The following is a 13148-nucleotide window of genomic DNA, read 5'->3' as shown; positions in this document are numbered from 1 at the left end:
ACTGAAACATGAAACTGAAGATTGCGACATTGCTGGCCGCGACCGCGCTGGCATTCTCGGCCCTCCAGGCTCAGGCGGCCGACAAGATCACCCTGCAGCTGAAATGGGTCACCCAGGCGCAGTTTGCGGGCTACTTCGTTGCCAAGGACAAGGGCTTCTACGACGAGGAAGGCCTCGACGTCGAAATCAAGCCGGGCGGTCCGAACATTGCACCGGAACAGGTGATCGCCGGCGGCGGCGCCGATGTGATCGTCGACTGGATGGGCGCGGCCCTTGCCGCCCGCGAAAAGGGCGTTCCGCTCGTCAACATCGCCCAGCCCTACAAGGATGGCGGCCTGGAAATCGTCTGCCCGAAGGACGGCCCGATCAAGACCGTTGCCGACTTCAAGGGCCACACGATCGGCGTCTGGTTCTACGGCAACGAAGTTCCCTTCTTCGCGCTGATGAACCGCGAAGGCCTGAAGACCGGTGAAGGCGCGGACGAAGTCAAGGTTCTCCAGCAGAGCTTCGACGTTCAGCCGCTCATCCAGAAGCAGGCCGACTGCATCCACGTGATGACCTACAACGAACTCGGCCAGGCGATCGATGCCGGTTACACGCTCGACAAGCTGACCGTCTTCAACTACGCCGAGATGAACGCCAACCTCCTGGAAGACGGCCTCTATGTTCTCGGCGACAAGCTCGAAGACCCGGCCTTCAAGGCCAACATGGTCAAGTTCGTCCGCGCCTCGATGAAGGGTTGGGCGTACGCCAAGGATCATCCGGAGGAAGCCGCCGACATCGTGCTCGACAACGACACGACCGGCGCCCAGACCAAGGAGCACCAGGTCTACATGATGACCGAAGTGGCCAAGCTGCTGGGCGATTCCACCGGCGTTCTCGATGAAGCCGCCTACGACCGGACCGAACAGGCCGTGCTCGACCAGAAAATCATTACCAAGAAGCCGGAAGGCGCCTGGACGCATGAAATCACCGACGAAGCGCTGAAATAAAATCGTTTTTTCGGATATTCTAAAGGAGCCGCGCGGGCAGCAATGCCCCGCGCGGTTCTGCGTTTGGGCGGAATCGATCAAGTTGCGCGTACACCCCGATTGACAGCGCGTTTTGCAGCGCACAGAATAAAATCAAGCAAACGGTGGAATTAATTGGATGCGCTGCCTTGCAAGCGTGTTTTTGAAATCCCATGTTGATGCGGCTTGCGATTTGAAGGGGGCATTCTGACGTCGCAAAGGCTGCATGAAATGCGTCAATGAACAACCATTTTTGAACAATCATGCCTCGGCCCGCCCCGGCTGTCGTATTGGTTGTTGAGCGACCTTTTCGGAACCGTCACATGACCCGATTTAAGCCTTTCCTTCTGAGCGTGGCATTTTCCGCCCTCGCCCTCTCCGATCCGTTCGCCGGACACGCCGAAGAGGCGCCGGCTGCGGCAACCAAGGCAGACCGCCAGTTTCCGGCGATCATCGTCACCAAGGTGGAGGACAAGAGCCTCACCGACCGGCTGATCGCCAGCGGCACGGTGAAGCCGGTCGAGGAAGTCTACGTCCAGCCGCAGGTTGACGGCCTGGCAATCGAGAGCTTGGGCGCCGATATCGGCGACCACGTCGACAAGGGCGCGGTCATGGCCGTGCTGTCGACCGATGCTCTGCTGCTGCAGAAAAGCCAGCTGGAAGCCAACAAGGCGAAGGCGGAAGCCTCTCTCGCGCAGCTGCAGGCACAGCTGATCGAGGCGAAGGCCAATGCCGACGAAGCCGTGCGCCAGCGTGACAGGGCGGTCAAGCTCAAGGCCTCCGGCACCATCTCCACCTCCCAGGTCGATCAGCTGACGGCATCGGCGACTGGCGCCAATGCCCGCGTCACCGCCGCGGAGCAGTCGATCGTCGTCGCCAAGGCCGACATGAAGGTCGTCGACGCCCAGATCGCCGACATCGACCTCAAGCTTGCCCGCACCGACGTCAAGGCGCCGGTAACGGGTGTCGTCTCCGCCAAGACGGCCAAGGTTGGCGCCATCGCCAGCGCCGCCGGCCAGCCGCTCTTCACCGTCATCCGTGACGGCGCTGTCGAGCTCGTCGCCGACGTTGCCGAAGGCGATGTCCTGCGGCTGAAACCCGGACAGAAGGCGCACATCACGCTGGCCGGCAGCTCCGAGACACTCGACGGCTCCATCCGCCTGATCGATCCGACCATCGACCCCGTGACCCGCCTTGCCTCGGTCCATATCGCCATCGACGAACCGGAGAAGGCCCGCGCCGGCATGTACGGCAGCGCCGAGATCATCATCAAGCAAGTCGAAGGCATGGCCTTGCCGCTGACGGCGGTCAACACCGACGAGACCGGCTCGACAGCCCGCAAGGTCAAGGACGACCGCATCGAACTGGTCAAGATCGAGACCGGCGTTCAGGACGGCGACTATATCCAGGTGCTGAACGGGCTGAAGGCCGGAGATACGGTCGTCGCCAAGGCCGGCGCCTATGTCCGCAACGGTGACCGCATCACGCCGGTCGAAGACATGCCGACGGCATCGAACTAAGGAAAGACTGGAACGATGAATTTCTCAGCCTGGTCCATCCGTAATCCTGTTGCCCCGCTTCTGGCCTTCGGCATGCTCCTGTTCATGGGCTACCAGTCCTTCATGAACCTGCCGATCACCCGGTTCCCCAACATCGACGTGCCGATCGTCTCCGTCGTCGTTACCCAGAGCGGCGCCTCCCCGGCCGAGCTCGAAGCGCAGGTGACGAAGGAGGTCGAAGACGCCGTCTCCGGCATTTCCGGCGTCGATGAGATCCAGTCGACTGTATCCGACGGCTCGTCCCAGACCGCCGTTGTCTTCCGCATGGAAGTGCCGACCAATCAGGCCCTGCAGGACGTCAAGGACGCCATCGACCGCATTCGCGGCTCGCTGCCGGCCGCCGTCGACGAGCCGATCGTCTCCAAGGTCGACGTCGAAGGCCAGGCGATCCAGACGTTTGCGGTTTCCGCCCCCAACATGACGATCGAGGAACTGTCCTGGTTCGTCGACGACACGATCAAGCGCGCCCTCCAGGGCCAGCCCGGCGTCGGTCGTGTCGACCGCTACGGCGGCGCCGACCGGGAAGTCCGCATCGAACTCAGCCCTGACAAGCTCGCCGCCTACGGCATCACGGCCGCCGATGTCAGCAAGCAGCTGAAGGGCGTCAACACCGACCTCGGCTCCGGTCGCGGACAGGTGGGCGGCGCCGAACAGGCGATCCGCACGCTCGGCGATGCCCGCAGCGTTTCCGCTCTCGCCAATACGACGATTTCGGTCGGCAACGGCCTGTTCGTCAAGCTGTCCGACCTCGGCGTCATCAAGGACACCTATGAGGAGCCGAAGTCGTTCTCGACCTTCAACGACACGCCCGTCGTCACCTTCGGCGTGTTCCGCTCCAAGGGCGCCAGCGAAATCTCGGTTGCCGAAACGGTCGGCAAGGCGCTCGACAAGGTCCGCGCCGAAAATCCCGGCGTCGACATCTCGCTGATCAACGATTCCGTCTACTACACCTACGGCAACTACGAGTCCGCCATCGACACGCTGCTCGAAGGCGCGATCCTCGCCGTCATCGTGGTCTTCCTGTTCCTCAGGAACTGGCGTGCCACCCTGATTGCAGGTGTCGCCCTGCCGCTGTCGGCCATTCCGACCTTCTGGGTCATGGATATGATCGGCTTCTCGCTCAACCTGGTGAGCTTCCTCGCCATGACGCTGGCGACCGGCATTCTCGTCGACGACGCGATCGTCGAAATCGAGAACATCGCCCGCCACATCAAGATGGGCAAGACGCCGTACCGCGCAGCAATCGAGGCGGCCGACGAAATCGGCCTCGCCGTCATCGCCACCTCGTTCACCATCATCGCCGTCTTCGTGCCGGTGTCCTTCATGCCGGGCATTCCGGGCCAGTACTTCATCCAGTTCGGCCTGACGGTCGCCTTCGCCGTGTTCTTCTCGCTGGCCGTGGCCCGCCTGATCACGCCGATGATGGCCGCCTATCTCATGCGGTCGACCGACACGATGGACGACCACGAAGGCAATGACGGCACGATGATGCGCGGCTATACGCAGCTCGTGCGGGCAACCACCGGCCAGTTAGCCCCAGCATTTCTCGTGCGCTTTCGCGAATACGTTAAACGCAGGACAATGCACTCTAACCGGCGCCTTGGTCGGTTGGTAAATTACATAGCCACGCGCGCAAGCTTCGGCTGGCTTCCGCGCTTCGCAACGCTTATTGGAGCTATCGGTTTCTTGGGCGCATCGTTGATGTTGCTGGCGCAGGTGCCGGGCAGCTTCCTGCCGCCGGAGGATGCTTCACGCATCACGCTCTCGGTCGAGCTGCCGCCGAACGCGTCGCTTGACGACACCGAAAAGGTCACTGACCTGATGTACGACCGGCTGCACACCATCCCCGAGGTCGAGAGCATCTTCGTGCTCGACGGCGCCTCGCCGAAGGGTGATCTGGAGCTGCGTCGCGCGACTGTGACGCTCAACCTCCACAAGATCGAACATTCGCTGCTGAAGACCGTCGTCAACAACGTCTTTGGGCGCCTGCCGCTGATCGGGCCTTACTTGCCGAAGATGGAAGTCCACGGCCGTATCAAGCCGCAGTGGGACGTCGAGACGGAAGTCTTCGCACGGCTCAAGGACATTCCGGACGTTCACATCCTCAAGCTCAACGACCGCGGCGAGCGCGACCTGTCGTTCAACTTCCTCTCCAAGAACGAGAAGGACCTGAACGAGGCCGTTGGCATCCTCGAGACCAAGCTGAGAGCCGAACCGTCGCTTGCCAATGTCAGCGCCGAAGGCTCCCTGCCCCGTCCGGAACTGCAGATCCGTCCACGCAAGGACCAGGCCGCCCGCCTCGGCATTACGCCGCAGCAGATTTCCGAAATCGTGCGCATCGCGACGATAGGCGATGTGGATGCGGCCCTCCCGAAAATGTCGCTGGATGATCGCCAGATCCCGATCCGGGTCCAGGAATCGCTCGACATGCGGCGCAACCTCGCCGAAATCCGGGCGCTGAAGATCCGCACCGCGACCGGCACCATGGTCCCGCTGTCGAGCGTCGCCGATGTCGATTATTCGGAAGGCGTTAGCTCCATCAAGCGCAACAACCGCTACCGGGTCGTCACCATCGGCGCCGACCTGCCAAAGGGCGTTGCACTCGATACGGCGACCGCGGCCTTCAAGGATGTCTTCGCCAACACCGAGCTGCCGAAGAGCGTGCAGCTCGCCGAAAGCGGCGACGCCAAGGTGCAGGCGGAAATGCAGCAGAGCTTCGTCAACGCCATGCTGATGGGCCTCCTGCTCGTGCTCGGCGTGCTGATCCTGCTCTTCAAGGACGTCATCCAGCCGTTCACCATCCTGTTCTCGCTGCCGCTCGCCATCGGCGGTGTGGCAGTGGCGCTGATCGTGACCAACAACCCGCTCTCCATGCCCGTCCTGATCGGCATCCTGATGCTGATGGGCATCGTGACGAAGAACGCCATCCTGCTGGTCGACTTCGCCATCGAAATGCGCCATCAGGGCATGCACCGGCTGCAGGCCGTGGTCGAAGCGGGCCGCAAGCGCGCCCGGCCGATCATCATGACCTCGATCGCCATGTCGGCAGGCATGCTGCCCTCCGCCATGGGTGTCGGCGAAGGCGGCAGCTTCCGCGCGCCGATGGCGATCGCCGTGATCGGCGGCATCATCGTCTCGACGGTGCTGAGCCTCGTGGTCGTGCCCTCCTTCTTCCTGATCATGGACGACGTCTCCCGCTTCTTCGGCTGGATCTTCGGCCGTCTGGTCGGACCGAAGGAAGAAGAGCCGGAGCCCAGAACGGCCGACGACATCGCCCGCGACGTCGAAAACAGCCAGGCGGCCATTTCCAATCTCGCAGAAAAGGTATCGAGGCTGGAGAAGGATCGCGGCGGCAGCAACATCATCAAGCTGCCACCCCTGGCCGCCGAATAGGCAGCCCGCATCCCACAGGACTGATGAGAGAGCGCCGGATTTTCCGGCGCTTTTTCGTTGTGCCGTCGCATATTTTTCCGCGCGCGGCCCGAATGAATTGACTGAAATCAAATGGTCCCGAGGCGGAGCGCGCTAGAAGAATAGAAACGTGACCGGGTCGCATCGACCGACAACGCAGCGCCACTCACGTGACGAGGGAAAGGTCCCCACTCCCTGTCGAAACGCTGGAACTGGGACGGCTGTCATAACGGTGCACACCGGATTTGCCCGCCGAAGGAAAAATGGGACTGCAAATGCACGGGAACAACGAAACAGCCATCCTGCTGGGGCCGCTGTTGAAACTGGAGCCGCGTGAGGTCAGCGCCGTCACGGGCCTCCCCTTCCTGCTCGGCATGAGCCAACCGGCACTGAGGAAACTGCTGGCGACAGCGGAAGTCCGCCGGCTGGACGCAAAGGAAGTCCTGTTCAGCGAAGGCCAGGCGGCCGAGCACTTCTTCTGCGTCGTCTCCGGTCACTTGCGCGCCTACAGGACGGACAGGGATGGACGATCGGCCGACGTCATGCTATTCGGCCCGGGCGACTGCTTCGGACACTGCATGCTGTTCAACGGCGCGAAGCAACATTTCGATGTCCAGGCGGCGGAAAGAGCAACGATCGTCGCCTTCAGCCTCGACCATATCCGCAAGCTGATCGGCGAAGAGCCGGATGTCGCCCGCGCCATCATCCGGTCGCTTTCGACCAATCTGCTCAACGCCACGGACTGTATCGCCAATGACCGGCTGCAGACGGCGCCGCAGCGCGTAGCCCACTACATCCTGACCCATTGCCGGAAGGACGATGCCGGCAAATCGGCGACCATGCGCCTGCCCTTCCAGAAAAGCCTGCTGGCCGGCAAGCTCGGCCTGGCGCCGGAAGCCCTGTCGCGCGCCTTTTCAACGCTAAAGGACAATGGCGTCATCGTTCGCGGCCGTCTGATCCATGTGGAAAACACCGGCGCGCTCGAAAACCTCTGAAGCAGCGGGCGGCAGACGTCAGAGGCCGCCCTGCGTTTTCAGAAAGCTGACCACCGTATCGATGCCATCGCCACGCTTCATGTCGGTGAAGACATAGGGCCTTGAGGTGCGCATGCGCTCGGCATCGCGATCCATCACGCCGATATCCGCGCCCACATGCGGCGCCAGATCCTTCTTGTTGATCACAAGAAGATCGGAACGGGTGATGCCCGGCCCGCCCTTGCGCGGGATTTCCTCGCCCTGGCAGACGGAGATCACATAGATCGTCAGGTCGGCAAGGTCCGGTGAAAAGGTCGCCGCCAGATTGTCGCCGCCCGATTCGATGAAGACGATGTCGAGATCCGGAAAGCGCTCGTTGAGCGACGCGATGGCCTGCAGGTTGATCGTCGCATCCTCGCGGATCGCGGTATGCGGACAGCCGCCGGTCTCGACGCCCATGATCCGGTCGGAGGTCAGCGCCTGCATGCGCACTAGCGCTTCCGCGTCCTCCTTGGTGTAGATGTCGTTGGTGACGACAGCGACGGAATAGTCGTCGCGCAACGCCTTGCAGAGCTTTTCCGTCAGCGCCGTCTTGCCGGACCCGACCGGTCCGCCGATACCGACGCGCAATGGGCCATTTCCCGATGCCATTCTTTCCGTCCTGTCTCTTGCCGCGCCTTACGACCTGAAAAGGCGCGCGGTCTGTGTTTCATGTCTGAGGCTCGATATCTCGGCAAGAAAGGCCGAGGAGCCGAGCGCATCGATGGTGGAATGGGAGGCCTTCTCCGCGGCGCCAGCGATCAGGCTTTCCAGACCGGCAAGGATGGCGACGCCCTGCCTCTGCCCGCAAAGCGACAGCCGGATGCCCGCCGATACGGCTTGCGAGGCAACCGCATGCAGATAGGCGGCAAGCGCCGCTGAAAGCTCAACCCCGTTTGCCGCCGCCACCACCCCGACGGCGACCGGATAAGGCGCGTCGGCAAGCAGACTATCGAGCGCCGGATGTGGCCATGCCCCGGCAGCCTCCAGGAACGCTTCGCCGACAAGGCGCGTCTCCCGATAACGCTCTGCCGAACCGGCCAGCGCCGCCGCCAGTTCCGCAAGCTCGGCGAGCTTCTCCGGCTCTTCAAACCGGCGATAGCTTTCCGCCAGCAGCACGGCATCGTTCCAGGCGGGACCGGACGTGATCGACAGGCGGGTCCAGTCGGCCAGCCCCTCGCCGTCCCTTAGCCGACCCTCGGCGGCGGCATTCTCCAGACCCGCGGAATAGGCGAAGGCGCCAACTGGAAACGCCGGCGACAGCCATGTCATCAGCCGCAGCAGCGATTGCGTGGCGCCGGCGGTCGGCAATGCGAGCTCAGTCATGGGCGTGATGCGCATGTCCGCCATGATCGTGTCCATGCCCGTGACCGTGTCCGTGACCGCCATGGGCGTGATAGGCGCCGCGCACCGGCTGGAACGCCTCCCGGACATCCCGCACGTTGGCTCCAAGCCCTTCCAGCATCGCCCGGATGACATGATCACGGCCGATCACGATACGGTCTTCGGCAATCTGGGCCGGCAGATGTCTGTTTCCGAGATGCCAGGCGATTTCCATGAGGTGCAGCCTGTCGCGGCCGGTCACCTCAAACAGGTCCTCTTGCTCGGCAATGACGCGGATATAGTTTCCCTCGTCCGTCAGCAGCATGTCGCCATCGGCAAACAGCACGGCTTCCTTCAGGTCCAGCATGGCCATCGAACCATCGGCGAGATGCAGGAGCTTGCGCCGCAGATGACGGGCGTCATGGGCAAGTGTGACCGTGTTGGCGGGCGTTGCATCAACGCTTCCGGCCGGACTGTAGGAGTTTATGCGCTGCATGGTGAGGCCTGACTGAAAGATAAGTTCACCATGCAAAATAGACGCGGCAGGCGCAAGGACAATACGTCGTTTGGGCACCCTCGCCGTGGCTCGCGAAACCGCGGCTTGCCGTCAGGCGGCACCCCGATGCAATGTCAGCGGCGCACCGACGGCGATCTCGTCCTTCTGCAGATCCTGCTCGTGCAGAACCCGGTTGCGGCCCGCGCTCTTGGCCAGATACAGCGCCTTGTCGGCTGCCCGGTGTGCGGCGTCGGGATCGCGCCCCTCGCCGATCTCGGCAACCCCGGCCGAAAGTGTCAGGCGGATGCTGGATTGGCCCAGATGAAAGACCGTCTCGCCGATATGCCGGCACAGTTCATTGAGCCGGATCAGGCGTTCATGCGCATCCCCGGACGTGATGATGACCGCAAACTCCTCGCCGTTCAGACGGGCGACGGCACGGGCATCGCCCAGCCCATCGGCGATCGCGGTGCCGACCCGCTCGATGACGGTGTCGCCGACCGCGTGGCCATAGCGCTCGTTGATGCTCTTGAACCGGTCGATATCGAGAACGGCGATCGTCGCCTCACCCGACACACCCCGCATGGCCTCCTGGAAGCCGCGCCGGTTCAGAAGGCCCGAACGCGCGTCGGTACCGTGCACGCGCTGCATCCGCTCGCTGGCCTTCGACAGGCGATAGACTGTGGAGCCGGAGCCATAGGCCAGAATGCCGGTGACCGCCGAGCTTGCGAGCCATGCCGTCACGAAGAGCGAGACGAAGGGCGCATCGATCTCGTGCGGCATCAGATTGAAGCTCTTGAGCACGGGCAGGAAGGCCAGAAGCAGCAGCGGCGAAAATACGGCGGCAAGACAGGCCTGCTTGACGGCGTGCAGCCAGACATGCCTCATCGTGGTGATCGGCGAGGCGAACATGTCTTCCGGCAGGGCGATGGCTTCTGCATGCATTGACGACGGTCTCCACGGTGCCGCAGCCTTGCATCCCAAAATGATCGCAAGGTCGATTGACAGGAAACTTACCGCAACGATTTTTCGGCTTCGCTAAGCCGTCCGCTAAACTTTGAAACATTCGGATATTTAGATGAAATGGCTGCCATGCAGGGCGGGACGAGATGCCCCCTGACGGAAAAGCAAAAAGCCCGGCACGGGGGCCGGGCTTTTCAAATCCAGTAGCTATGCCAAGGAGCTGCACCTCCCAAACACCTCGGCCAAAGCCGCCGCATCAACCGGGATCGCAGCAAGTCTTGGGAGGAAAAATCCGCGATCAACCGATGGAACCCTGTATACACCAGAGATTGCTGCAGCGCACCATCAAAGCGCTTTGAAATCAGCCGCGCATACCGGCTATGCGTCAGGGGAATAGCTCGGTTCCCCTGATCAATGCCGTGACAGCGCCATGGTGCCGCCGGACGCCACCAGCGCCGTCGCCACCAGCCGGTTGAGATAGACGAATATCCGCTCCGAACGGATGAAACGACCGAGCACCACGCCGGCGATCACATAGAGGATGACCGCCACCACTTCCATGAGCAGGAACGCGCCGCCCATCTTGACGAGCTGCGGCCACGCAGCACTCGTCGCATCGATGAACTGCGGAAAGAAGGCCGTGAAGATGGCGATCGCCTTGGGGTTGGTGATCGCGATGTTGAAATCACGGCGCATCAGCGCGCGGACCGACGTGTCTTTCGCCTCCATCCGCGACAATTCGCGGGCCTTGCGCCAGATCAGCACGCCCACATAGACGAGATAGACCGCGCCGATCAGCTTGATCGCCGTGAAGGCCGTCGCAGACGCCGCCAGAACCGTCCCGAGCCCGATCACCGTTACCAGGATCAGCAGCGTAAAGGCCGGCATCCGCCCAAGCCCACCAAGCATCGCCCGCGCAAATCCCAGCCGCGCGCCATTGGCAAAAGCCAGCATGTTGTTCGGCCCCGGCGCACAATTGAGCGCGAAGCAGGCCGGTATGAAGATGGACCAGGCGATCATCGCGTAGGCTCCTAATTCGTATCGTCGTCAAATGTCTGCCGGACATCGAGCAAGTTCTCGTAGTCCATCGCACCATGAAATATTCTGAGGATTTCCACCACATCGGCATTCGCGCGATAGATAATGACATAGTTGCGGCTGACGCGCCTTCTCAAGCCCGCGTCTTGGAAACCCTCCAGCGCGACGAACCTCTCGGCCATATGGCCCAGCTCGGCACACTTCTTCCGAAGTTCGATAAGAAATTCACGCGCGCGGCGCTTTCCCGCCTGCTCGCTGAGATGATCTCCGATCGAAATGAGATCAAGCGCGGCGAGGCGGGAAACTCGAACTTTCATCTTTCGGCGAAATGTTTCAGAAGACGATCAAAAACCACGTCGGCATCCTCCAGCTCGCCCCGGTCAGCCGAGTCTATCCCTTTCTGGACCTCGCGCCGAAACGCCTCGAGTTTCGCCTCCCGCTCCTGCACGAGCCGCACGCCCTCGCGAAGCACGTCGGTGCGGGACTGGTAGCGACCGGTCTTGATCAGTTCGTCGACATAATCCTCCAGCGGCTTTCCAAGATTGGCTGCAATCGACATGGCAGGCTCCTTTCCGCGACTTGAGCAATAATAGTCCCTACGGGCCTTGCCGGGAAGCGGCCTCAGAACAGGAAGTACCGCTGCGCCATCGGCAGCACCTTTGCCGGTTCGCAGGTCAGGAGTTCGCCGTCGGCGCGCACTTCGTAGGTTTCCGGATCGACCTCGATGTTCGGCGTCGCTGCATTATGGATCATCGATGCCTTGCCGATGCCGCCGCGGGTGTTCTTGACCGCCACGAGCTGCTTGGCGACGCCGAGGCGTCCGGCAAGGCCGGCATCGAGCGAAGCCTGGGAGACGAAGGTCACCGACGAATTTGTGCGCGCCTTGCCGTAGGCGCCGAACATGTGCCGGTAGTGGACCGGCTGCGGCGTCGGGATCGAGGCGTTCGGATCGCCCATCGGCGCTGCCGCGATCGTGCCGCCAAGGATCACCATGTCCGGCTTGACGCCAAAGAAGGCCGGCGACCACATGACGAGGTCGGCGCGCTTGCCGATCTCGACCGAACCGATCTCGTGGGAAAGCCCGTGGGCGATCGCCGGATTGATCGTGTACTTGGCGACGTAGCGCTTGACGCGGAAATTGTCGTTGTCACCGGTCTCTTCCTTCAGCCGGCCGCGCTGGCGCTTCATCTTGTCGGCGGTCTGCCATGTGCGGATCGACACTTCGCCGACGCGGCCCATGGCCTGGCTGTCGGACGAGATGATCGAGAAGGCGCCGATGTCATGGAGAATGTCCTCAGCCGCGATCGTTTCCTTGCGGATGCGGCTTTCGGCGAATGCGATGTCTTCCGGGATCGACGCCGACAGGTGATGGCAGACCATCAGCATGTCGAGATGCTCGGCGATCGTGTTGACCGTGTAGGGCCGCGTCGGGTTGGTCGACGACGGAATGACGTTCGGGCTGCCGCAGACCTTGATGATGTCCGGCGCGTGGCCGCCGCCCGCCCCCTCCGTGTGGAAGGCATGGATGGTCCTGCCCCGGATCGCCGAAATCGTGTCTTCCACGAAGCCCGATTCGTTCAGCGTGTCGGTGTGGATCATCACCTGCACGTCGTACTGGTCGGCGACCGACAGGCAGCAGTCGATGGCGGCCGGCGTCGTGCCCCAGTCCTCATGAAGTTTCAGCGACGAGGCACCGCCCAGCACCATTTCTTCCAGCGCGCCCGGCAGCGAGGCATTGCCCTTGCCGGCGAAGGCGAGGTTCATCGGGAAGGCGTCTGCCGCCTCGATCATGCGGGCGATGTGCCACGGGCCGGGCGTGCAGGTGGTCGCGAGCGTCCCGTGCGCCGGGCCGGTGCCGCCGCCGAGCATGGTGGTAAGGCCGGACATCAGCGCATCCTCGATCTGCTGCGGGCAGATGAAATGGATATGCGCGTCCATGCCGCCGGCGGTGATGATCTTGCCTTCCGCCGCAATCGCCTCCGTACCCGGGCCGACGATGATGTCGACGCCCGGCTGGGTGTCCGGATTGCCGGCCTTGCCGATCGCCACGATCCGCCCGTCCTTGAGGCCGATATCGGCTTTGACGATCCCCCAGTGATCGACGATCAGCGCATTGGTGATGACGGTGTCGACGGCGCCGTCGGCGCGGGTCACCTGGCTCTGCCCCATGCCGTCGCGGATCACCTTGCCGCCACCGAACTTCACCTCGTCGCCATAGGAGGTGTAGTCCTTCTCGACCTCGATGAAGAGTTCGGTGTCGGCGAGCCGCAGTTTGTCGCCGGTCGTCGGACCGAACATGTTGGCATAGGCGGCGCGGGACATTTTGAACGGCATG

12 protein-coding genes are annotated in these 13148 nt (G+C 62.7%); 4 read left to right on the top strand and 8 right to left on the bottom strand.

From position 1 onward, the window contains the following. Window positions 1-8: 8 nt before the first annotated feature. From NN662_RS06095 to NN662_RS06080, 4 genes are all read left to right on the top strand, one after another. Complete coding sequence (locus NN662_RS06095; RefSeq protein ID WP_261929411.1) at window positions 9-992, top strand: ABC transporter substrate-binding protein; 984 nt, start codon at window positions 9-11, stop codon at window positions 990-992. 341 nt (window positions 993-1333) lie between these two features. Beyond that, window positions 1334-2530 carry an efflux RND transporter periplasmic adaptor subunit gene (locus NN662_RS06090; RefSeq protein WP_261929410.1) on the top strand — a complete coding sequence of 399 codons (1197 nt, stop codon included), beginning with the start codon at window positions 1334-1336 and terminating at the stop codon, window positions 2528-2530. A 15-nt stretch (window positions 2531-2545) separates the two neighbouring features. Next, window positions 2546-5962, top strand: coding sequence for an efflux RND transporter permease subunit (locus tag NN662_RS06085; RefSeq protein ID WP_261929409.1), 3417 nt, complete (start codon window positions 2546-2548; stop codon window positions 5960-5962). Between the two features lie 293 nt (window positions 5963-6255). Continuing rightward, the gene (locus NN662_RS06080; RefSeq protein WP_261929408.1) at window positions 6256-6975 is read left to right on the top strand and encodes a Crp/Fnr family transcriptional regulator; all 720 of its coding nucleotides are present in this window, start codon (window positions 6256-6258) and stop codon (window positions 6973-6975) included. A gap of 18 nt (window positions 6976-6993) precedes the next feature. Here NN662_RS06080 and ureG read toward each other — a convergent pair whose 3' ends face one another. The 8 genes from ureG to ureC all read right to left on the bottom strand — a co-directional run bounded on the left by ureG (window position 6994) and on the right by ureC (window position 13147). Then, window positions 6994-7605, bottom strand: coding sequence for an urease accessory protein UreG (ureG, locus tag NN662_RS06075; protein WP_261929407.1), 612 nt, complete (start codon window positions 7603-7605; stop codon window positions 6994-6996). Between the two features lie 27 nt (window positions 7606-7632). Next, window positions 7633-8319, bottom strand: coding sequence for an urease accessory protein UreF (locus NN662_RS06070; RefSeq protein WP_261931875.1), 687 nt, complete (start codon window positions 8317-8319; stop codon window positions 7633-7635). Then, window positions 8312-8812, bottom strand: a complete 501-nt coding sequence (ureE, locus tag NN662_RS06065) for an urease accessory protein UreE (protein ID WP_261929406.1) — start codon at window positions 8810-8812, stop codon at window positions 8312-8314. Before ureE ends, NN662_RS06070 begins: the two co-directional genes overlap by 8 nt. Window positions 8813-8923: 111 nt before the next feature. Further along, window positions 8924-9757: a GGDEF domain-containing protein gene (locus tag NN662_RS06060; RefSeq protein ID WP_261929405.1), complete on the bottom strand. Its 834-nt coding sequence runs from the start codon at window positions 9755-9757 to the stop codon at window positions 8924-8926. A 429-nt stretch (window positions 9758-10186) separates the two neighbouring features. After that, window positions 10187-10795, bottom strand: coding sequence for a LysE family translocator (locus NN662_RS06055; RefSeq protein WP_261929404.1), 609 nt, complete (start codon window positions 10793-10795; stop codon window positions 10187-10189). Between the two features lie 11 nt (window positions 10796-10806). Next, window positions 10807-11130 (bottom strand): type II toxin-antitoxin system RelE/ParE family toxin, encoded by a 324-nt coding sequence (locus NN662_RS06050; RefSeq protein ID WP_261929403.1) that lies wholly within the window; start codon window positions 11128-11130, stop codon window positions 10807-10809. After that, a complete protein-coding gene (locus tag NN662_RS06045) occupies window positions 11127-11372 on the bottom strand; it encodes a type II toxin-antitoxin system ParD family antitoxin (RefSeq protein WP_261929402.1) in 246 nt (81 codons plus the stop codon). Before NN662_RS06045 ends, NN662_RS06050 begins: the two co-directional genes overlap by 4 nt. A 62-nt stretch (window positions 11373-11434) precedes the next feature. Beyond that, on the bottom strand, window positions 11435-13147 hold the full coding sequence (ureC, locus tag NN662_RS06040; RefSeq protein ID WP_261929401.1) for an urease subunit alpha: 1713 nt from the start codon (window positions 13145-13147) through the stop codon (window positions 11435-11437). Window position 13148 lies beyond the last annotated feature (1 nt).

Origin of the sequence: Rhizobium sp. NRK18 (genome assembly GCF_024385575.1) — a bacterium.
Taxonomy (GTDB): Bacteria; Pseudomonadota; Alphaproteobacteria; order Rhizobiales; family Rhizobiaceae; genus JANFMV01.
This window is presented reverse-complemented; position numbering and strand designations above follow the sequence as displayed.